This window comes from Vibrio spartinae, assembly GCF_024347135.1.
Lineage (GTDB): Bacteria > Pseudomonadota > Gammaproteobacteria > Enterobacterales > Vibrionaceae > Vibrio > Vibrio spartinae.
In genome coordinates this window covers 2,201,034-2,224,171 of the sequence record NZ_AP024907.1, presented here as the reverse complement: position 1 = coordinate 2,224,171, position 23,138 = coordinate 2,201,034, and the positions used below count along the sequence as shown (strand labels likewise).

Annotated in this window: 9 protein-coding genes and 1 pseudogene; 8 read left to right on the top strand and 2 right to left on the bottom strand. The window is 46.3% G+C overall.

Features of this window, described 5'->3' with window-relative positions; genetic code table 11:
• Window positions 1-54: 54 nt before the first annotated feature.
• The 4 genes from OCU60_RS09775 to OCU60_RS09760 all read left to right on the top strand — a co-directional run bounded on the left by OCU60_RS09775 (window position 55) and on the right by OCU60_RS09760 (window position 7,173).
• Window positions 55-1,638, top strand: coding sequence for a terminase (locus OCU60_RS09775; protein WP_370738699.1), 1,584 nt, complete (start codon window positions 55-57; stop codon window positions 1,636-1,638).
• Window positions 1,635-3,725: a portal protein gene (locus tag OCU60_RS09770; RefSeq protein ID WP_074374538.1), complete on the top strand. Its 2,091-nt coding sequence runs from the start codon at window positions 1,635-1,637 to the stop codon at window positions 3,723-3,725. The genes OCU60_RS09775 and OCU60_RS09770 overlap by 4 nt, the downstream gene beginning before the upstream one ends.
• A 270-nt stretch (window positions 3,726-3,995) precedes the next feature.
• Window positions 3,996-4,874, top strand: a complete 879-nt coding sequence (locus OCU60_RS09765) for a hypothetical protein (protein ID WP_074374537.1) — start codon at window positions 3,996-3,998, stop codon at window positions 4,872-4,874.
• Window positions 4,875-5,016: 142 nt separating this feature from the next.
• Window positions 5,017-7,173 (top strand): hypothetical protein, encoded by a 2,157-nt coding sequence (locus tag OCU60_RS09760; protein ID WP_074374536.1) that lies wholly within the window; start codon window positions 5,017-5,019, stop codon window positions 7,171-7,173.
• Window positions 7,174-7,206: 33 nt separating this feature from the next.
• Here OCU60_RS09760 and OCU60_RS09755 read toward each other — a convergent pair whose 3' ends face one another.
• Window positions 7,207-7,359, bottom strand: a complete 153-nt coding sequence (locus OCU60_RS09755) for a hypothetical protein (RefSeq protein WP_162841957.1) — start codon at window positions 7,357-7,359, stop codon at window positions 7,207-7,209.
• Window positions 7,360-7,785: 426 nt separating this feature from the next.
• Here OCU60_RS09755 and OCU60_RS09750 point away from each other — a divergent pair, with 426 nt between their 5' ends.
• On the top strand, window positions 7,786-19,158 hold the full coding sequence (locus tag OCU60_RS09750; protein WP_074374535.1) for a PLxRFG domain-containing protein: 11,373 nt from the start codon (window positions 7,786-7,788) through the stop codon (window positions 19,156-19,158).
• A 587-nt stretch (window positions 19,159-19,745) separates the two neighbouring features.
• A complete protein-coding gene (locus OCU60_RS09745) occupies window positions 19,746-20,024 on the top strand; it encodes a hypothetical protein (protein ID WP_139302149.1) in 279 nt (92 codons plus the stop codon).
• A gap of 910 nt (window positions 20,025-20,934) precedes the next feature.
• Here the strand turns inward: OCU60_RS09745 and OCU60_RS09740 are convergent.
• Window positions 20,935-21,069, bottom strand: a pseudogene (locus tag OCU60_RS09740) (IS3 family transposase); the annotation flags it as partial.
• A 346-nt stretch (window positions 21,070-21,415) separates the two neighbouring features.
• On the opposite strand from OCU60_RS09740, the gene OCU60_RS09735 reads away from it, so the two are divergent.
• Window positions 21,416-22,006 (top strand): DedA family protein, encoded by a 591-nt coding sequence (locus OCU60_RS09735; protein WP_235862228.1) that lies wholly within the window; start codon window positions 21,416-21,418, stop codon window positions 22,004-22,006.
• Window positions 22,003-23,136, top strand: a complete 1,134-nt coding sequence (locus tag OCU60_RS09730; protein WP_074374533.1) for a D-alanine--D-alanine ligase — start codon at window positions 22,003-22,005, stop codon at window positions 23,134-23,136. Before OCU60_RS09735 ends, OCU60_RS09730 begins: the two co-directional genes overlap by 4 nt.
• The last annotated feature ends 2 nt before the right edge of the window (window positions 23,137-23,138 follow it).

The window sequence follows — 23,138 nt, the reverse complement described above, 5'->3', positions numbered from 1 at the left end:
CACGACATCAGGACAAGACTGTCCGATAAATGGTGGCGACTGGATAATCTCTACATGATTGAAAACGAACGGGGTGAACTCGTTCGTTTTCGTTTGAGGCCAGCACAGAAATCGTTGTTTCAAGTGATGTGGTACCTGAACATCATTTTAAAAGCACGTCAGCTTGGATTTTCTACTGCTATTGATATCTACTTGCTTGATGAAGCCCTGTTTAACAACAACCTTAAGTGCGGAATTATTGCCCAAGACCGGCAGGCCGCCGGGGAGATATTCAGAACCAAGATAGAAATACCGTTTGATAATTTGCCCCTGTGGCTGAAAAGCCGCTTCAGAATCAAGTCGCGTCGCTCCGGTACCACCGGCGGCGCGATTTTTTTTGAGCACGATTCGAGTATACAAGTTGCAACTTCATTCCGCTCCGGGACTGTCCAGCGCCTGCATATCTCCGAGCACGGGAAAATCTGTGCGAAATATCCAGAGAAAGCAAAGGAAGTTCGTACGGGAACGCTCAATGCGATTCATTCCGAATGTATCGCGTTTATCGAATCTACTGCTGAAGGTGTCGGCGGGGATTACTACACCATGACCATGAAGGCGCTGGAGACGGCTCAATCCGACAGCGAGTTAAGTTTGCTGGACTGGAAATTCCATTTTTTCGCGTGGTGGCAAGACCCGAAATACCGCGCTCCGGTTCCGGTAAGTGGTGTGGTGATGAGCAAAGCGCAGCGGGAATATTTCGATGCTGTTGAAAAAGCCATGAACTGCACCATCGATGATGCGCAGCGGCAATGGTATGTGCTCAAAGAGGCCGAGCAGGGCGCACAAATGAAACAGGAGTTTCCGTCAACGCCATTAGAAGCGTTTCTGGTATCCGGTCGCCGGGTATTTGATGCAACCCATGTGATGAGTGCTGAGGGAGATTGTGAAGCGCCGCTGGTTGTTTACGACATTGAGCCCGTGACCGGCAAGCGCACTAAAGCCGATAAACCAAACCGACTTGATGAGCAGGGGCAGATTTCATTGATGAACATGTTACTGGTCTGGGAACTGCCGGATGAAGACGAAGAGTACGCCATTGGTGTCGATATTGCCGAAGGTCTGGAGCATGGCGACCGCTCCAGTATTGATGTTATCAGGCAATCCACAGGCGAGCAGGTCGCGCACTGGTACGGTTATGTTGATGTCGAACTGTTGGCATATCTGGTCAAACACATCGCGACATGGTTCAACATGGCATTCGTCGGTCCGGAGCGTAACAACCACGGCCATGCATTTATCCTCAAACTCAAAGACATTTACCCAGCCAGTCGAATCTACGCAGAGCAGTACATTGACCGGGAAGATGAAGACGAAACACGGAAACTTGGCTGGCTCACAACAAAGCACAGTAAACCGATTCTCACAGAAAGCATAAAACCTCTTTTAGCGAACCGACAGTCCGGTATTCGATGGATTGGCACCATCAGCGAAATGAACACGTATGTCTACGACAAGCGCGGCAGCATGAATGCCCAAGAAAGCTGTTTCGATGACCAGCTCATGAGCTACCTAATTGCTCAGGAAATGCGTGTCCGGATGCCAGTCAGACCGAAGAAGAAAGACACCCCAAGAGAACCCACTCACTGGATGACAAAATGACCGTTCAACTGAAAACTAAAGCAGTCGATCACATGAAGGTGCTCGATTTAATGTCCGATATTGATGGACAGCCGGACTGGCGTTCGAAAGCAAAGGTTGCTCATGCATATTACGACGGCGACCAGCTACCGGCCAACGTTGTCGCAGTCCTCAAAGAGCGCAATCAGCCGGAGACAATGCACAATCTGATTGCGCCGACTGTAGACGGTGTACTCGGCATGGAAGCCAAGACCAGAACCGATTTGATGGTGATTGCCGATGACCCCGATGAAGAGATGGAACTGTTGGCCGAGGCTGTTAACGCTGAATTTTCTGATGCCTGCCGACTGGGGCGAATGGATAAAGCGCGCTCGGATGCGTATGCCAATCAGATTAAATGTGGCATTGGGTTCGTGGAAGTTTATCGCAATCCAAATCCATTCGGACCACGCTATAAAATCAAAAATGTGCCACGGGATGAAATCTACTGGGACTGGTTTTCTGTTGAATCAGACTGGTCAGATTGTCGATGGGTGATGCGCCAGCGCTGGATTGATGTTGATGAACTGATATCCATGGTGCCGAATAAAGCCACCGTGATTGAGTATGCAGCAAACAACTGGCAGGGGTTTGTAGATACCACTCTGGTTGACGGATACGACCCGGATTTGCTTAGTGCATGGGAGGAGCACAATAGTTGGACTCGTGAACAAACAGAATATCTCAGCCAGAACCGTAAACGGATAAAGTTGCAAATCATCTACATCCGTAAATTTGAGCGGATGCCGGTGCTGCGTTTTTCAAACGGGCGGGTGATTGAATACCGGAAAGATTTTATTCCGCACCAAGTTGCGCTCGCACTGGGTAAGGCGCAGCTAGAAAACGCTCAGGTGAGCCGGATTTATGAAAGCTGGTTCGCCGGTCCTCATCATCTGGGAAGCCGGGAGTGTCAGGCACCCAATGGGATGTTTCCGATTGTGCCGTTTTTTGGCTATCGCAAAGATTCAAACGGTGAGCCCTATGGTCTGGTGGCGCGGGCTATTCCGGCGCAGAACGAAGTGAATTTCAGGCGGATTAAACTGACATGGCTGCTTCAGGCAAAACGGGTGGTTGCTGATGAAGATGCGACCAATATGAGCCGCACCAAAATCCTTGAAGAGGTTGAAAAGGCCGATGGTTATATTGAGCTGAATCCTGACCGGCGAAACAAGAAAACCATTTCAGAGGCCTTCCAAGTCCAGCAAGATTTCAATATCGCGGCACAGCAGTTTAATGTCATGCAGGAGTCGATGAAGTTAATCCAAGATACCATGGGGATTTATTCAGCGTTTCTGGGGCAGGAAAGTGGCGCAGATTCCGGGGTGGCGATTGCTAATCTTGTCGAGCAGGGGGCAACGACACTGGCTGAAATTAATGATAACTATCGGTTTGGTTGTCAGCTCGTCGGAGAGTTACTACTGGGTTACATTCTTGAAGATATGAAATCTCACAAAGACAGAACAATTGTGATCCACCGGGACGACAGACACAAACGCAAGACCGTCATGATTAATCAGATGACAGAAGAAGGGCTGACGAACGATATTACCCGGCTGAGAGCGCATATTGCGCTGGCTCCGATCCAGCAGACAACTGCATACAAGGCTCAGTTAGCTGACCGGATGATGCAGTTAACCGTTCAACTCCCACCACAGGTACAGGTTGCGGTGATTGACCTAGTGGCTGAACTCTCCGACATTCCGAATAAACCGGAATTTATGGAACGAGTTCGCGGCGCGCTCAATATTCCCAAAGACCCCGATGATATGACCCCGGAAGAAAAGCAGGCTCAGTCTGCCAAGCAGCAACAGGAGCAGATGCAGATGGAATTGGCTATGCGGGAACTGAAAGCCAAAGTTGAGAAGTTGGAAGCCGAAGCTGTGAAGATTCAGGCCGGAGCCCAGAAAGAACAAATATCGGCAGATAGCCAGCGGTATGACAATGCCAAGACTCAGGCTGAGACAGCGAAAATCCTGAAAGAGATGGAGCGGTTAACGCAGGAGATTTATTCGGTCCAAGGGCAGTTTGAGCAAAGTTTACAAGAGCAGATTGATAGTATTAGCTTATAGTTCTAATTTGCTAAACTCATTTTTGCCCCTTTTCGAGTTAGAGCAAAAGTTTATTCATATTGCGATACAACAGATTTCCCCTACTAAAATTTATCTGAAGGTCGTAAAAAAGCACCCTGCATCCTACTTAAGCAACATCTTGCGAACTAGTTTACTCTAGCCGTCATTAACACACTGACTTTTTGATATAGCAGAATAAAGGAGGCATTATAAGGATACAAAAGAAGCAGGTTCGCTGTCTAAGACGCGTTATGTACTGGAGGAATTTGAATGATCATCAGCAGCAAAACGAGTGAAAAACTTCGAAACTTAATAAATGAAGATACTGAGTATCGTTCTGGGCCAAATTTGGTTAAATTTTTTAATGCTCTAGGTTTTAATCACTCATATGGACAAGGCTTCCCCTCCCGTTGGAAGTATACAGACGATTGTTTAGAAGCAATCAATGGAACACCTCAACTTGATAAATGCATTAAAGCAGTATTCAATCCCGTCAATTTTATTAGCCGTATTGACGAGTTGGATCGCTTGATCGCCGAACTTAACCAGTATTTAGCTTTTGACAAATGGCAAGTTGTTAGAAATGAAGCTGAAATATCCTTCAAGAAACTTCATAAAGTGGAGTTAAACGAGGATAGCGTGAAATCAAATAGTTTGTCTGAGTCTGACTTTTTAAGTCGTGAGTTTAGTGGTTTCACTATCTCTGATTTAGGCTTGGACCCTACCGTAACTGACGTACTGAACAAACGAGTAGATGAAATTGAAAAAACTTATAGTTCGGCAGCTTATCTTTCTACGATTCTAATCGCTGGTAGCACTTTAGAAAGGGTTTTTCTTGGATTAGCTTCTAGTTATCCGAGAGCATTTAACACAGTGAAGTCTTCCCCCAAAAATCGTGAAGGTAAAGTTCAACCGTTTCATGACTGGACTCTTGCCGCCTTTATTGATGTGGCAAAAGACTTAGAACTAATTCAGCTTGATACCCATAAATTTTCACATACTTTAAGGGACTTTCGTAATTACATTCACCCCTATCAACAAATGTCATCAGGCTTCACACCAAGAGAGCATACAGCTAAGATTTGTTTACAAGTACTTAAGGCTGCAATTACTGAAATAACTTTAAGTATCAATAAACTACGCATTTAACTCGGCTAAAGTTCATTCGAATACTGAAATACAATGAAATTCAGTACTTTTTTATGATACATGTAGAGTAATCCCAAATTGAATAATCAAGCAGTTGTCGTAACCTGTAAGATAGAACTTTTTAATAGTTTGAGTGAGCTATATGTATCCTAACCTTGTTGAAACTTCGATTTTGCATGTGCTGATAATGCCGCGATCAGAAGACATTAAGGATCAATCGCCTTTTCAAGGTTACTTGATCGATTTGATTTCTAGTCAGCACTCTAGATTGCTTGAATACATGAGCATACTTCCAACTTCAGCAAATGAACTTTTCATTTCACATGAAGAGCTCATACGACATCGCATAAACTTATCTGTAAGCAATAACTTTTTGCTTGATAAAATCGCCTTTAAAAAATGGTTTGAAGTCTTTCAAGCACATCCATTTATATTTTGTTACTGCGTAGATGAAGAGAGTGCTACGTATGTTAAGGATATTAGTAAAGCTTCAAAATATCCGCTGTTAGCTGTGGGCTGGTCAGATATCTGCGACATTGTGTTGAGGGATGAATTTACTCCTTTTCTTTTGGATGAAAAAATTTCGGAAAGATTAAATTCACTAAAAGAAAATGGCGACTTAAATGAAAAGTCAAAAGACTTCTTATCATCAAGAGTAGCAAGAACTACTCAGCAGATAGAACTGGATCAAAAATCGTATAGCCACTCTGTTTCAAATGCGAATGAAGCAGTCTTATATTCACTTGGTTACAGTCTCTCAGGTACAAATGCCTTACAAGGAAGTAATGAACGTCAACCATACATTGAAGCTATTCTGGATACCTCACAAAAAGTTCTTTCCTTAACAAATGAGTATAAATCCACATCACTAAAATCAGACTTAGTCCTATACTGTCCTAGCATTTTTACTCACCTGTATAACTTCAAAGATCAATTCTGGAACAAAATTAGAAGAGATTTAAAAAATAAGAAATCCCAAGAGCTTCTAATTGACGGAGTATTTAGAAATAAATCTTACTCCGGATTTAATATGCGAGATTTCAACAAAGAAGATGTTACGAAAGTTTTTGAAAACAAAGTTTTTCAAATGATACTTTCAACCAGACAAAGTGAATTACGTTTGTCATCGGCAGCGATCAATATGTTATGTACTTCTTATTGTGTGCCAGCGGTTCGTCTAGCTAACTCATTAAATTTTTTCCATGGTAATTTTAAAGATATTGAAAGCTTAGTTTCTTCTGGTACAGATAAATCAAAAAGAAAGCTTGATCGAAAATTCAAAGATTTAGTTGAAAAAATGAGAGGGGAGATTGATGAGCCACTTATTGACTTTATCGTTCAAAATTCAAATTCAATAACACTTTGTTCAAACATACATCTAGATTGGGTTTCTCTTGATCGAATCCCACTCATGTTCACACATGAAACATCTAAAATCCCTACTACACCGGGTAACATGTTTCTTCAAAGTTGTACTAATTTTTCCAATGTTACAGTTAAAAAAAATGAGTTGCTAAACATCACTGTAATCCGTTCATTTAGAGAAAATGATCCTCTGAAATATAAACTCGAAGAGGCACTAACTCATTACTCAAAATTAGTTGATGACATCGAAATAACGATTGTAGATGTGGGGTCTGAAGATGAGTTTGTAATTGCCCTCAACGAAATTAAAGGGAGTATTTTAATAATGGATTGCCATGGAAATCATGGCGGTACTGATTCATATGGTTGGCTACAAATTGGCAGTGATCAAGTTGACATTTGGCACCTGCCGATAATATCACCACCAATTGTTATTTTGAGTGCATGCTTAACTTCAGCATTAGCAGGATCACATGCATCAGTTGCAAATTCATTCCTTGCTAGAGGTAGTATCTCTGTATTGGGTACATTATTACCTGTGAATGCGATAAAATCTGCCATTTTCGTTGGTCGATTAGTATACAGAATAAGTGCTTTTCTAAAGGCTATTCAGAAAATGAGAGTAGAGGTATTAACATGGCGTACATTTATTACTGGCTTTCTACGCATGTCCTTTTGCACCGATTTTTTAATGTCTTTTAGAGACGAGCTGAAATGGATTACACCTGAAGAGTATACGGAACTGCATATTCAGTGCAATTACTTAATAAATACGAATCATTCAAATTGGTATGATGAATCTTTAAAGTTAATTAGCGAAGTTGCTAATAAGCCGATAGAAACGGTTGACATGACAATTCAGGATATAGGGTTGACCGAAACAATGTATTACTCTCAATTAGGTCGACCGGAAAGTATAGTTATTGAGATGTAATAGGAGTCTAAAGCTGGATGTTGGCAAAAGAACTTAGGGCAGAACCCTAGCGACTGTTTGAAGTATTATAGCTGCGATGGTTAAGTCTGGTTGCAGCATGAAGGAACTAAAAAAAGCTAGCCATCCAAAGATGACTAATAGGGTGGATTTGATTCCAAGTTTTGTAGATTGCAATTGTTTTTCCATAGACGGCACCTCGCTTGTTTGGCTGGTGTCGCTAGGACTCTGCTCCGCAATGCGTACTGCCCTAAATTCTTTCAACGACATTATACATATATTTTAAGTGATCAACATCAAACCTAGCTTTATGGTATTTGCTCTAATTCTTATTGGCTTATGCTTCACACCTCGATTGGGGGTTACCCTTAGAAATTTTTATCCGAAATCCCCCTGATACAGCCGACATCCTAACTTGTTTTTGTCCAGAAGTGTGTTACATACTTCTACTATATGATCGCAAAATTGAGCTGTATTGTGATGATATGATGATTATCAGTAATCCAGAAACTCAGATTTGATTCCCAACTTAAACCAAGTCATCATCTCCCCATCGTGCAAAGCCTCGTCTGAAAAGACGGGGCTTTTTTATTGCCCTTTTTCGGAGATTAGCCCATGCAGGATAAGCAATTGCTTGGTGAAAACCCTGACGCAACCGTCAATGCCAGAACCGATATGACCGATGATTATCAACTGCCGGAAGGATTTGATAAACGTTTTGCAGCGTTGCGTCAGAGACGACAACCGGCCAAAGACTATGATGTTTCACTCGGTGATATGACAAAGGCTGTCGGGACTGGAGCGCTTGGTATGGTGGCCGGAATGGGCGAGCTATCAGAGCAGGTATTTGGTGTTGGTGAAAGTGTTCGGGACTTGGCCCAGTCAGGTTCGGATTATCTCGTTGATTCCATGACCGACGACGGCAAAGCGGCCCTCAGCGGCGAACTGTTTTCTGAAAACGATGGTTCTCTGGGCCTTGGAAAAAATATCGGTGATATTGATGTCTGGGCGATGAAATTTGCTCAGGGCGTGGGTTCTATGGCCGGAATGATGATCCCCGGTGGTGCCGCCGGTCAGGCTGCCAGAATGACTATCGGACGGGCCGTTGCCAGCTCTATGTTAAAACGTGGCGCTTCCCGTGCCGTTGCTCTGGAAACAGCGAAGAAGACTGTGGAAAAGATCGCTGGTGGTGCAGCCGTCGGAGCTGGTTTTGCTGGCTCCCATGGTAGTGCCATGCTTGATGGTCGTGAGCAGGTGATGAACATGGACGCGAACTGGCTGTCATCGAACTCTGAATATTTTCAGAATTCATTGCGCCGTATTGTCAATGACCCCGCTAATGAAAGTATGAATCCTACAGATATGGTCAATCTTGCTAAAGAAGAGACGGCCAATTACGTTAGCCGGACCATTGCAGGCGACCCCGCTGCAATTGCCTCGTCTGTTGCCGGAGCACTGGGAGACCGTCTGTTATTCGGCGCAGTGACCGGCCATGTAGCCAAAGGTGCGTTTAAAGGCGCATTCAAAGGGGCAATAACAGAAGGCGTCACTGAAGGCATGGAAGGTGCAGGACAGACTTATGCCACCAATACTGCAATCAATACAGTGACCGGAACGGATCGTGACCCATGGGCCGGAGCATTACAGAGTGCTGCTGAAGGTGCCGCTGTCGGGATGGGGATCGGCGCTGTACCGGGCGGAATTGGTGGCCTCAGAGGCAAAAATAACAGTACGAAAGAAGCCCCACCGGCTGGCAGTGATACTACAGCACAAGAGCCGTCTTCGGCACAGGATGAGTCACAGCCCCGCACCGAAGATGTTGATATGTCCGGGGATGAGAGACAGCCGGATATACCTGAATCTCACTCAAAGACTATGCAGGACTCATTTGTTCAGGGGATGGGGGAGAGTCGGGAGCAGTTAAAAGAGAAAGGCGTATTAAGTACCGCTGACCGCCGTGAGATAATGTATCTTGCCAGAGCATATAATCCAGAACGTGCAGCGCAGATTGAGAAAGAGTTATCTGACCCGGATGTAGATAACGATCCGGATTATTCAGTTGCACTCGCTGATGAATATCAGCAGTTAGCCCAGAGTGCAAAAAATCTGGAAGTTGATCCGCTGGCGACCGCCGTTAACCAGCGTGAGACCAGTAATCAACGTGATTTAAAAGCTCGCAATCAGCAGCTAAAAGAGGGGGGTGAAACGCCGGAGCCTCAGAGTCCACAGTCCGATCTCTCTCATCAGCAGGCTGAATACGACCAAATCCGCGGGCAGGTTGCTTCACAACTGCTTTCAGAAGATCAGGGTAATCAGGCATTGATTGACCGTCTGACTCAGATTCAGTACGACAAAATCCACAACGATGCCTCGGTTGAGCGGGGACAGCCGTATCATCCCCAGCCCTATCAGGATAAAGGGGCTGCATTTGATAAGAAAAAATCGCAGGCTGTCATTGACGATAAGGCGCTTCAGGCCAGAGAGGTGGCATTGCAGACTCAGGCTGAAAATGAACGGTCTCAACGACCCCAACTCACGCCTAATCCCAACTGGACCGGTGATATTGATGGGTCACCTGTAACCCGTACTTACCAAAGAGATCAGGCGAATACTGCCGTTCGGGAGCAGCAAGTCAGACAGGATGAAGCCGATCTGAAAAAAGACCAGATCCGGGATCGAATGGGGCGTGATACATCAGGCAGGTTCCAGCAGTTCAACAATGATGCAGAGCGCATCCAGTCGGATATGCCGACAAAGAGTGAAGTTCAGGATGTTAAACATCAGGCCACTGAACGGCAGTTAGAGCGGTCGTTCTCCGGTGACAAAATTACCGGTATGAGTAAACGCCTTCGTCGCCGGATCCAACGCTCAAAAGGATTTGATACCGAAGCGGTTTTGAATGAGTTTCGCAACCACGAAAAGCGTCTTCAAGCATATCAGGAAGAGGCTCGACAACAAGCAGAGCGTAAAGCGAATGATCCCGAAAATATTCGGCGGAGACAATCGGCACAGGCACTATTTGAAGAGAAAATTACTTCTCCGGAGGCGAAACAATTCAAAGAAAACCTGATTCAAGAAGCGATTCGTCGCGTAAACGCCAGTCTCGATAAGACTGCCGGAACAATCCTTGAAATAGACAGTCGGTCGAAGTCACTGCCTGAAGTGAAAAAGCAGCTTACGAATAGTGTTCGTTCGCTGGCAAATCAGTTTATCGGTAAAACGGCGGCACTGAATGAAAAGCTACGTGCAAAATTCGCAGAAAATGAGTCCCGGTTGTTGTCTGATACACAATCTGACCCGGTTGAAAATGATATTACCGCTTTGGAGACTGCAAACCCGGATAATTCCCCCGCTGTTGTAAATCAGCCAAAAACGGAGGTTCGGGAAGACGAACATGACACGATTTTAAAAGCCAAAGCACTAATAGAAAAAACACTTCAATCGAACAGAGAAAGTACGGGTAAAGCATCACTGAAAGGTATCCGTACCGTTTATCGAAATGAGGGAGATTTTACCGCAAAAGAGCTGGATAAACTGGTTAAAAAGAGTGGGTATCAGAATATCAGTGACTTTGAGCGAAAAATAAAAGCAGCATCCGAAGGGAAGGAACCATCTGAACCTGAAGCTCAATCCCAACAGGCCTCTTCGCAACCGGAAAGACAATCAGAGGAAGAGCCGCAGCCAGAAATCAGTGAAAATATTCAGCTCCTTGAAGCCATGCAGACCCGTATTCAATCCGGGTTTAAACCGTCCAATAACCTCGCGCTGAAGCGAGCAGGCAAAGATATCTATGAGCTGGGCAGCATCAGTGATGTGACGCCACTGATGATGAAAAAACTGCAAGAAGCTTATGAAACTGCGCAAATTAATCAACGGCGTCTGAAGGTAAATAAAGCACTTGAGCGGGATAGTTCACCTCAGTCGGTCGAAACAATTTTCAACCAACTGTCTGAGGATTATCAGACCCAACCGAAACTGAATATCAGAACCGCTCACAGTTCAGATTTACAGGCATACAGTACCCCGGCTCCCCTGTCGTTTCTGGGGAATATCGTAGCTGGGGTTGATGCAGATACCACGGTGTTGGAGCCAACGGCTGGGAATGGTCTGTTACTGATGACTTCCGCACCGGAGAACACCTTTGCCAATGAACTGGATCCGGTCCGGGCTGAATCACTCGCATGGAGCGGCTTTGAAGTCACAACACTCGATGCCACCGGCGATCCGCTCACTAATGGGATGGTGACAGAGCAAGTGGATCGCGTCATCACCAATCCACCTTTTGGGAAAATAAGAGACGAAAAAGGTGAACCAGAAAAGTTTTCTTTTGAAGATAGTTTCGGCAATATAATCCAGTTGGGTGAGCTGGATCATGTGATTGCCAGAAATGCATTACAGGCGATGAAATCTGACGGTAAAGCGTTTCTTATCCTTGGCACCAGTAAAGTCGTCGGTAAGCTCTCCGTCAATCAACGGATTTTTCTCAACTGGCTGCATCAGAACTACCATGTGAGCGACTACACGGAAATTGACGGGAAGCTCTATGAGAAACAGGGAGCCGGGTGGCCAGTGATGCTCATCAGCATCGATGGCAGAGCCAAAGCGCCGACCGGACAGTTTGCGCCGACAAAATCACGGATAACAAGACATCAGACATGGGACTCTCTCTATGAGCACTACCGGAAACAGGGGTTACTGGATACCCAATCATCCAGAGATGGACGAAGAACTACAGAGCCTGCTTACGTGTCGGGTAAGCGGAGAGCGGGAGCTGTCTTACGAACTGATGCTCAGCGAACTCAGCGAGGCGCTGCCGCTCATCATCGAGGAGGCAACGAAAGAAGAGCAAAGGGAAGCCGTCATTCTGCTGGATACACCGCCGGGGATCGGTCCACACGCGCCGTACGAGATGTCCGACTGGATACTGGAAGGCTCATCCATCGGGCTGCTGGAAAGATTCGGGGATCTAGAGAATTATCCACAGAAAACAGTGCCGACCCTGCCGGACGAGCTGAAAAGGACGCAGGATCTGATAGAAGTCATCAGCCTGCTCAACCTTTAGACGAAAATGAGATTAAACCAGCTCCGGACAGCAAGCGGGCGAATGCCTTCCAGTCGGTTTACCGGTCTAAATCGGGCGGTCTGAATGACAGCGTATTAACCCCGGCCAATATTGAATACTACACCTCAGAGGCGCTGTCAGATTTAGAAGCGCGTCATGGCAATATCGATACTTATGTGATGGACAAACTCGGATATCCCTCGATATCTGAGCTGCACGATGCGTTTATGGGACTGCAAACCGATGCTGTCGGACTGGCCGTTTCTGCGATTGAAAATAATAAGGCAATTATTATCGGCGACCAGACCGGTGTCGGCAAAGGCCGTCAGGCTGCTGGTATTCTCCGTTATGCGATGAATGCCGGTAAGACGCCCATCTTCATTACACAAAAAGATAATCTGTTTACTGATATGGTTGACGACCTTACCGATATTGGGGTGAGTCAGTTCACCCCACTGATTATGAACACTGGGGTCGGTATTAAACAGGTAATCTCTCCCGGAACCCCGCAGGAAAAAACAGTATTCACGCACCGGAACAGCGGTAAGACCCTCAAAAAATATTTTGCTGAAATGAATGAGACCGGTCGGTTACCTGACGGTTTTGATGCGCTATTTGCCACATACGATCAAATCAGTACGGACCAGCGCGGTATCAAAAAGTCGATCCTGAATGCGCTGGCTAAAAATGCCATTCTGGTGATGGATGAAGCGCATTCAGCCGCTTCCGGAGAAAAGGCAAAGTCAAATCGTGGGCTTTTCTTTAATCAATATGTAGAAAAAGTGGCCGGTCTGACGTATCTGTCTGCCACCTATGCGAAACGACCAGAAAATATGGCCCTGTACCGACGGACTGATTTAGGGGTTGCGGCGGGGGGCGATGATGTGACCGGAGCGATTGAAACCGGTGGCCTCGGGATGCAGAACTATATTGCCGCCAAACTGGCACAGGCCGGACATTATATTCGTCGAGAGCGCAGCTTTGATGGCATTGAAATCAAAGATGAAATCATCAACTCAGGCGGTGATATCGAAAAAGCCTTTGATACGACCACGACAGCTCTGCGGGGGTTACAGCGTTTGTCCCGAGCGTGGGACGATTATGTGCAAGAGGAGCTTGCTGAAAGTATTGCGGCGGAGCACGGGCTGGATACGCTGACCAGTGGTAATAAAGCTGATAAGAACATCAATGTTAATTCGTTCAGTTCGGTGGTGCATAACTATATTGCGCAGTTAACGTTAGGACTGAAAGCTGACGCAATTGCTGAATTGGCTATTGCATCATCCGGGCGTGGTGAAAAGCCGGTGATTGCTCTGGAAAGCACATTGGGATCGGCATTAAAGAACTATATGGCAGATAATAATCTGAGTGATGGAGATTCGCTGGGGTCACTATCTTATGCTGATTATTTGGGTAGAACGATGGACAATGTGCTGGCGTACCGGGTGAAAGCACCGGGCGAGAAGAATTCAAAGAAATTTACCATATCGATTGATGAGATAGACAGTCCACTGGTGAAAGTCCTGTATGACCAAGCCAGAGCCGCTATTGCTAAAATTGCGCACTATCATATTCCCGCCTCTCCAATTGATCATATCAGACACCGGCTTGAGCAGGCAGGGCTGAGGGTTGCAGAAATCACCGGTCGCAAACGGATGGTAGATTATGATTCTAGGAAAATAATTCCGAGAGCAACAGCAGAAGCGAATGACCGACGGGGGCAGGTCGATAAATTTAATGCCGGAACACTGGATGTACTGATTTTAAATCAGGCGGGTTCGACAGGGTTGTCTATTCACAGTCGCGCCGATTATCGGGATACCCGTCAACGGTTTATGATTGTGGCTCAGCCGAGTCTCAATATTGATACCTATATGCAGATGCTGGGGCGTATCAACCGGACCGGGCAGGTCAATGTACCAAAGTATGCGAATGCGTGGCTGGATTTACCCAGTGAAAAACGCCCGGCAGCGGTATTGGCCGGGAAAATGGCCAGTCTGAATGCCAACACCTCCGGCTCAACTGAATCTGCGACCTCTGTGAAATCCTTTGATTTACTCAACCCATATGGGGATGAGGTTGTGATTCAGTATGTCAAAGAAAATCTGAAAGCACTGGGTGAATATGGGGATGATTTTGTCAAGGTGAGTGAGGCAGACCAACCCGCAAACTATTTTCTGGGAAAACTTGCCGTATTGCCGGTTGCGCTCCAGCGGGATGTTCTGGCTGAGCTGGATACCCTGTATGCAGAAAAAATCAGTTATCTCAATGCCACCGGTCAGAACTATCTGAATATGACTGAGATCGATTTACAGGCCGAACCGGTCGAGCAGACGCAACTGGTCGAAGGTGATCCGAAGCGCGGCGTATTCTCCGAGCCGGTTTATCTCACCCAAATAAGAGCGAAGATGCAGGGGAAAGCACCGCACTGGGATGAAGTTCAGGATCGGCTTAGTCAGAGTAGTGAAGTCTCGTTCAAATCACTGGCTCATCAGGTAAAGGTGCAGGCCAATGAATTTTATGATCAGATGCTGGGTAAAATTGAGTCTCTGAATCAGTCGATTGAAACCCGTCGCGCCAAAGGGAAATCGGTGAAATCACTCTTGTCTGAAAAAAATGAGATAACTTCTGCACTCGCGGCCTACAGACTCCGTATCGGGAATTATGAACGTTGGGTATCAAGTGCATACGGTCAATTTGTTCGGGTTAAATTCAGTCCTGACGAGATGGTCAATCCGTCTGTGATGGGGGTGGTGGTCGGCGTGACTCATGTTGGTCAGTCCGGCGATCCTATGGCTCCGTCAAAAACCAAAATTGAAGTGATGGTTGCTGATCAGGCCCGGCGTATTTCTTTTACATACCGACATATTCACGATGGGACGCTGACACGGGTCGGTGATGAGATGGATGCAAGCCAGATGCAAATGATTTTTGACCATCAGGCATCTTTGCCATCCGTTGAAAACCGTTATGTCATGACGGGCAATTTAATCATGGCAAAAAATCAGACTATCAAAGCGGGGCAGATTGTTCCGTTTACAACACACGACGGTCGTGTGATTCAGGGAATGTTATTACCTCGCAGTTTTGAGCCGAACAAGCATATGAAGGCGACTGTGGATGCTACAGCGGAGCAGTCCCTTGACTGGCTGATGAATACCCGAGATAACGAACTGGCATCATTAGGGCTTTCGACCAAACAGCATGATGCGCATCTGCGCCGGGACTCTCGCGGCGCTGAAGCAAAGTATGTACTGCAAATGCCAAAATCAGTCAGCAAAGGGAAACGTTTTTGGGGGAACCCAGAGATTGAAGCCATTATCGGAGAGCAGGCCGTCAGTGGCAGTGGGATATTGAGTGTCGGGGTTAAGCCCTCAGACCTGTCAGCGCTGGTGAATGCATTTGAAAAGATTGCTCCCCTTCGGCCTATCAGCAAAGCTCAGATTGACGATTTTATTCGTCTGAATCAGCTAGCGCAGCCGAAAACCAGTTCGTCAGAGATTGTTTTCAGCAAGGCCAGTATCGCAACCCGGACACCGGCTAAAGGCATGTCCCTGAAATCGGCAGAGCTGGTGGTCAGTCAGTGGCTGAAAGCCTATCAAGGTGGAGCCGGTGTGAAAGTGACCGTGGTTCCGACACAGGCAGCAGCAGAGAAAATTGCGGGAATGAACTTCGGCCAACGTGTGATTCATTCATTTTATCGCCGGGACAGCCGTGAAGTTGTCGTAATTGCGGAAAACCTTGAGAGTGCAAAACAGCTTCGCCAGAAGCTGCGCCATGAAATACTGGTGCATCATAGTCTGAAAACAGTGGTGGGGGCTGCTGAATATCAGAGCATCCTCCTGCGTGTCAGGCAGGGGCGGAACTCTCCGTATCTGAAAACGTTATGGGAGAGCGTTGACCGGAACTATCGAGGCCAGAGTGACCGTGATTTGGTTGAAGAGGTGCTGGCACGCGCCGCTGAAATCGACAGAAACAAAATCCGGCAGTGGTGGGACCGGGTGGTGGAAGCCATTGCTCACGCCCTGAGAAAAGTTGGGCTGATGAATGCATCGGATGTCACTCAGGCTGAACTAAACAATATTGTGCAGAGGCTGGCGGATCGGTTCAGAATGGCAAATAACCCATATCTGAAAGCTGCGGACAGCAGGATATCAACATCACCTGATATTCAGTTCTCTCAGGAAAAGACCATGACTCTGGATGAAGCGCTGGCTCAATCTACACCACGAGCCAGATTCAGCGGTGTGCTCAATGCTGTTTCTCAGGGGGTGGGAGCGGTTCGTGGCAATCTGGGACTCGGAGCTCTCACACTACGCCAGCTTGCGGACCTGTCCCAGCGGAAACTGCCTCAGTTGAGTGAGTATGTTGATACCGTCCACCGGATGTTAAGCCGCCGGAATCAGCTCGCCTTTGATGCCCATGACATGGCGGATTCTATCCGCAAATGGATGTCCCGGAACAGAAAAGATGCCGATGAGCTATTTGATATTGCCCATCAGGCGACTATTGAAGGTGTTGACCCGGCACTGGTGTTTCAGTCGGCGCGGGAAGTTGTCGAGAAACGGATACAGCATCTGGAATATGTGAACGACGGCAGTCATAAAACCAATGAGCAGATGAAAGAACTCAGAGCGCTCAGGAATCTGCTGGCCGGTGAGCCCCGGCGCATGAAAAAACATGCTGAGTTAAAACGGCGATTTGACAGGTTGCCGGAGGAAGCGAAACAGCATTACCGGGCGATGCGCGATACCTATCGGGAGCGTCATGACCTGTTTAAACATCTACTTGAGCAGCAGATTGTCAATGCTGCGATTGACGGCAGGATAAAAAAGGCGCGTCTGGCTGATTTAAGGGCGCAGTTTGAGCTACAGGAAGTCATGGCTCCGTATTTTCCTCTCGCCCGGTTTGGGGATTACTGGCTGAGCACCACAGATGAGAATGGTGAGAAACGCTATATGATGTATGAGACGGAGCGTGAGCAGCAGGCAGTCAAACAAAAACTTGAGCGTCAGGGCTTTCCTGTCTTTACCGGCTATAAGCTGGACAAGAACCAGCATATTGAAGGCGCGAGTCTGGGCTTTGTGGTTGATTTAATCGGACAGGTTGAAGAGTCCAAAATGGGGAAGCTGGCGAAAGAAGATCTACAGGACATGATTTATCAGATGTATCTTCAGTCATTGCCCAACCGCTCGATGCGTAAACAATTTATGCACAGACAGAAGGTAAAGGGGTGGAGTAATGACGCTTTAAGGGCGCTGGCTGAAAACATGGTCAAAGGGTCTTATCAGTTAGCCCGGCTGGAATACGCTGATGAACTGACGAAACTCGCGTCTGAGACGATAGAAACCGCGAAGAAGAGTGGCGAGAATCAGGCATCGAGGTATGCCAATGAACTCATGAAACGTCATGAATGGGTCATGTATCCGAAACATTCCAAAGCCGCGCAGAAAATCACATCCCTTGGGTTTTTATATATGTTGGGTTTTTCTCCGGCAGCGGCGGCAGTGAACATCACTCAGAATTTTGTGGTCGCGTTGCCCATGATTGCCAGCAAGTTTGGCGCAATACGTGCCTCGTCTGAGCTGGCAAAAGCAACGAAAGAATTCATTTCGGCGAAAGGAAATATTAAAGCCAGATTGACCCATCCGGATGAAATCGATGCATTTAATCAGTGGTACGACTCCGGCCTGCTGGATTCTACCAATGCGCATGATTTGGCTGGCATCGCTGAAGGGCAGAATTGGAAGTACAGCCCTGCGTACGAGAAATATTCCGAGTGGATGTCTAAGTTGTTCCACAAAGCCGAGGTCTTTAACCGAGAAACGACCGCATTGGCAACATATCGGTTAGCCCGTAAAAATGGGATGAGTCATGAGGGTGCTGCTAAATTGGCTGAGAAGCTGACATGGGACGCTCATTTTGATTATTCAAATATTAACCGGGCTCGTTATATGCAAAACCCGGCGATGAAAGTAGCAACTCAGTTTAAACAGTATTCACAGAACATGACCTACTATTTGATGCGTAATGCATACCTATCAATGAAGGGAATGACTCCTCAAGAGCGCTCAGAAGCAAGAAAGCAGCTTGTTGGGACTCTGGGTATGACGGCTCTGCTTGGGGGGCTCTCAGCGTTGCCTCTTAGCTTGGTTTATGGCCTTGCGAATAGTCTGAATGCTGCTTTTGGTGATGATGATCAGCCGTGGGATGCTGAAACTGAGTTCAAGTCATACCTGTCTGACGTTTTTGGATCCGATGTAGCGAATAAAATCGTTTATGGAGCCGGTGGTGCAGGAATATCCCCACGAATTTCACTTGATGGGATGTGGATCCGTGATCCGAACCGGGATTTGGAAGGTGAAGACACATGGAGCTTCTACGCACAGCAAGCCGCAGGCCCGGTTCTTGGGGGGATTGTTCTTCAGGCTATCAAAGCCGGAGGTCAAATGCTTGACGGGGATTATTACCGTGGTATTGAGGGGGTGACGCCTAAAATTGTGAAAGATGCGATGAAAGCATATCGGTATGCCGATGAGGGCGCTCTAAATCGCCGTGGTGATGCATACAAGGATGACTTCGACGCTTTTGAAATATTTGAACAGTCGATAGGGTTTACTCCGAGTGAATTATCAAAACAGTACCAGATGAACAACGCGCGTAAGCAATATGAGCAACATGTTCTCGACCGTCGTTCGGATCTGATGAAGTCATATTATCTGGCATGGAAGCAGAGTGACGAACAGCTGATGATTAACACTCAGAAAGCTATTTCGCTGTTCAATCGGAAGTATCCAAAATTAGCACTGACATCAAAGTCGATCCGGCAATCACTCAGAACGAGAATGCGGTACAGCCAGCAAACCTCTAATGGTGTGAACCTCAACAAACATCTTCGGGGTGTTGAAGCAGAGGTTGTCTGGTGAGTTTGGGTATACTCAATACACTTGAGTTACTGTCATTAAGTGCTCACTCAGCTTTAAGGAAAGTTACACAAGCAAAGCCTGAATACCTGCTTAAATATAATTTCACAAGGATTCAAATATTCAATTTCGCATACACGAGTGGTTGTACCAAATGTTGTACTATTTTTTATGGTTTTGCCTATTTTATGTGTTTAACTAATTGTTTTATAGCTAATTATTAATTTAAGGTGGTTATCCAGAGATGAAAGACGAACCAGAAAATCTTTTTTGTTTGATTTGGGAGAACGTTGTCCAGAATCAGCTTTTACGGGCGTCCAGCCCGGAAAAGCCTAACCATTCTTCCTTGAATGGTTTTCTTGGTTGGGTGGTTGATTTGAGTTGGGTGAAATATTTTTAAAGCCAAATTGATCGATGCTCTCAGGGGAAAAATCATGGACGATTTTTCAGGATTGCTTGAGCAGGATGCGAATCAATCCGCCCCTGATTACGCGCGCTGAACTTAAACCTAGGCCTTTTGGGGTACTTTTTCGGCCGTGAAAAAGTATCTGGGGCGCTTTCGGAGATGGCAATGAGATCGAAGAAAGTCATTGCGTCCCAAACTCAGCATCCCCCTTTTACTTTTCCAGCCATCGGCGTTGCAGTTTGACGCACAATTGCGTTCTGCGGTTTCAGGGATATTGGTGTTCTGTGCGCCAGTTCATCTTTCAGAGATGAAAGACGAACCAGAAAATCTTTTTTGTTTGATTTGGGAGAACGTTGTCCAGAACCCGCTTTTACGGGCGTCCTGCCCGGAAAAGCCTAACCATTCTTCCTTGAATGGTTTTCTTTGTGGGGTGGTTGATTTGAGTTGGGTGAAATATTTTTAAAGCCAAATTGATCGATGCTCTCAGGGGAAAAATCATGGACGATTTTTCAGGATTGCTTGAGCAGGATGCGAATCAATCCGCCCCTGATTACGCGCGCTGAACTTAAACCTAGGCCTTTTGGGGTACTTTTTCGGCCGTGAAAAAGTATCTGGGGCGCTTTCGGAGATGGCAATGAGATCGAAGAAAGTCATTGCGTCCCAAACTCAGCATCCCCCTTTTACTTTTCCAGCCATCGGCGTTGCAGTTTGACGCACAACTACGTTTTTCGGTTTCAGCGGCATCGGTGTTCTGTGCGCCAGTGACTCTTGCTAAGATGCAAGAGTCACCAGAAAATCTTTTTTGTTTTGGCTTGGTTACGTGTTGTCCAGAACCTGCTTTTACGGGCGTCCTGCCCGGAAAAGCTTAACCATTCTTCCTTGAATGGTTTTCTTGGTTGAGTGGTTGATTTGAGTGGAATGAAACATAGCAAAAAGCCAATTTGGTCACAGGGCTCAGGGTGAAAAATCAGGACGATTTTTCAGGATTGCTTGAGCAGGAGCGAATCAATCCGACCCTGATTCGGTGCCGCTGAACTCAACCCTTAGGCATTTTGGGGTACTTTTTCTGCCGTGAAAAAGTATCTGGGGCGCTTTCGGAGATGGCAATGAGATCGAAGAAAGTCATTGCGTCCCAAACTCAGCATCCCCCTTTTACTTTTCCAGCCATCGGCGTTGCAGTTTGACGCACAACTACGTTTTTCGATTTCAGCAACATCGGTGCTCTGTGCGCCAGTAACGCTTGCTAAGATACAAGAGTAACCAGAAAATTTGAGTCGCTTGTTGTCCAGAACCGGCTTTACGGGCGTTCTGCCACAGCACATTTTTCCTTGATGTGACTGCGCTCGTGCCTCGCACATTTTAGCCAACCATAATTTTCTTCTCAGCATGAATCGGCCAATCACAAGTTTGTTATATAGATCCAATACGACACAAAGGTAAAGCTTCCCCTCTTGTGTGGCGATTTCAGTCACCCATTTGATTTCTGGCTCCAGAGCCGTAAAATCCCGCGCCTTTTTCACCTTAGCGAGCTCTCGCTTGAGCCGTGCTACGGCTTCACGTTTAAATTCTGGGAAATACTTTCTTCGTTTAGTCATGAACACGCCTTTTAGACAGACCATGCCTCTTTTTAGATGTATTCGCTAAATTGGGGTAGAACCCATACGGCGTGCCAGCCTGCCTGAGTACATGGCATTCGTTAATTAACAGAGAAGTGGACAGTTACGGCCGGTAAAAGACGATTTTTTGAAAATAACTGTAAGAAGACTTTCGGTTGTGGCGTCTAATGTTTAAAAGATGAATTTTTTGTTCAACAAGTGAATTGAATAAACGCTTTGTATGGGTGGTAATATATTGATTTATAATTGGTTTTCAGAATTACAAACACAACTGAACTCAGGGGAATTATCTCTTGGGGTGGCGTTTGTGGCGATTATCTTATTGTCCTATTTATTAGAAGATGTGGCGATTGTGACCGCCGCTGGTTTGGCCACACAACAGTTAATGTCACCAGAAATGGCTCTTCTGGCGATTTTTGTTGGCATTGTAACCGGGGACATTGCGCTCTATTGCCTTGGTAAGTATGGGCGTAGGGTTAGGGCGCTACGCTATCGAGCATTGACCAATAAGTCGTTTAGGTTTTTACGTCGTCGGTTGCACCAAGGCGCGGTTTTCAATCTATTTATTATTCGCTTTATACCGGGCTTAAGAACCATGGGATTTACCCTGAGTGGTTTCTTTTCGGTTCCGTTTCCTGTGTTTTTTAGTGCGGTGATGGCGGCTACGGCGTTATGGACGTTGTGCGTATTTTTTGTCCTGTATTCATTGGGCAGCAGTGCTTGGTTACAGGTCAGTGGTTATCAATGGGTTGTGGTGCCGCTTGCGATCTTGGCGCTATTTCTGATTAATCGTGTTCTTAATAAATCATTGCTTAGAGGACAATCATGAGCTCAATGATAGGTATTCAATGTATTGCCCCAGATAAAATTAATTCGGGTATGCCTCTACTGCAGATGAAGAACGGGCGTAGTATCTCTCCTTATGAGTTTGTCCCCGGTTGGGTTTTCTATACACCTGTCATTGCGCAAAGTTTGTGTCTTGGCATTAAACATCGCTGCCTCGGGTTACCACTGATTGCTAACCCGACCATCAAGCTCAGCGGAATGGTCGGTGAGTCCAAGCAGGATATTTTAAATCTTGCGGGGGCGCACGCTAAGCAGTGGATTGAACCATTTATTAGTTGTATTCGAAACGGTGAAGATATTGATCTTCAGACCAACCGAGCCTTGGCCGAGATGGTACAGGCGAACCTGTCATTTCCGTTGGTAGCCAAGCCCGACTTAGGGTGCCGTGGCGTTGGGGTGAAGCTGTTGCATAGCCGTGCACAACTACGGGACTACTTTGCCTCATTTCCATGTAATGCGAGTTTTCTTTTGCAACGCAAAGCGCCCTATCAAGCAGAGGCAGGGGTGTTTTATGTGCGTTATCCAGGGGAAGAGCAGGGCGAGATTATCTCTATTACGCTGAAGTATGTGCCTTCTGTTATCGGCGACGGTGTGCATACCTTACAGCAGTTGATTGAGCGTTGCCCCAGAGCGGGTCAGCTAACCCATTTGTATTTCCCAAGGCATCAGGACAAATTGAATTGGGTGCCAGACGCAGGGCAAGAATTCCAGTTAGCGTTTGCTGGCAGTCATAGCCGAGGGTCAATCTTTCGTAACGGAAACACATATATTACCGAAGCGTTGACCCGTAAGTTGGATGAGATTCTAAAAGATGTGGAGGGCTATCACTATGGCCGTCTGGACATCAAGTTTGAAGATATGAACCAGTTTATGGCAGGTGAAAATTTCACCATTTTGGAAATCAATGGTGCCAGCAGTGAAGCAACGCATATTTGGGATCGTAATACGCCACTAAAGGATATTTTCACAACCTTACTGAACCAATACCGCATTCTTTTTGAGATTGGTGCCAGACAAAAGAAGCAAGGCCATAAAGTGCCTTCTATTATTTCTTTACTAAAAGAGTGGCGCGCAGAGAAAGCGCTGGTTCAACATTATCCTACTACGGACTAAGA

Bases quoted from the DNA above. Each gene is read 5' to 3' on its own strand.
- OCU60_RS09775 (WP_370738699.1), top strand. From the start codon at position 55: ATGATTGAAAACGAACGGGGTGAACTCGTTCGTTTTCGTTTGAGGCCA.
- OCU60_RS09770 (WP_074374538.1), top strand. From the start codon at position 1,635: ATGACCGTTCAACTGAAAACTAAAGCAGTCGATCACATGAAGGTGCTC.
- OCU60_RS09765 (WP_074374537.1), top strand. From the start codon at position 3,996: ATGATCATCAGCAGCAAAACGAGTGAAAAACTTCGAAACTTAATAAAT.
- OCU60_RS09760 (WP_074374536.1), top strand. From the start codon at position 5,017: ATGTATCCTAACCTTGTTGAAACTTCGATTTTGCATGTGCTGATAATG.
- OCU60_RS09755 (WP_162841957.1), bottom strand. From the start codon at position 7,359: ATGGAAAAACAATTGCAATCTACAAAACTTGGAATCAAATCCACCCTA.
- OCU60_RS09750 (WP_074374535.1), top strand. From the start codon at position 7,786: ATGCAGGATAAGCAATTGCTTGGTGAAAACCCTGACGCAACCGTCAAT.
- OCU60_RS09730 (WP_074374533.1), top strand. From the start codon at position 22,003: ATGAGCTCAATGATAGGTATTCAATGTATTGCCCCAGATAAAATTAAT.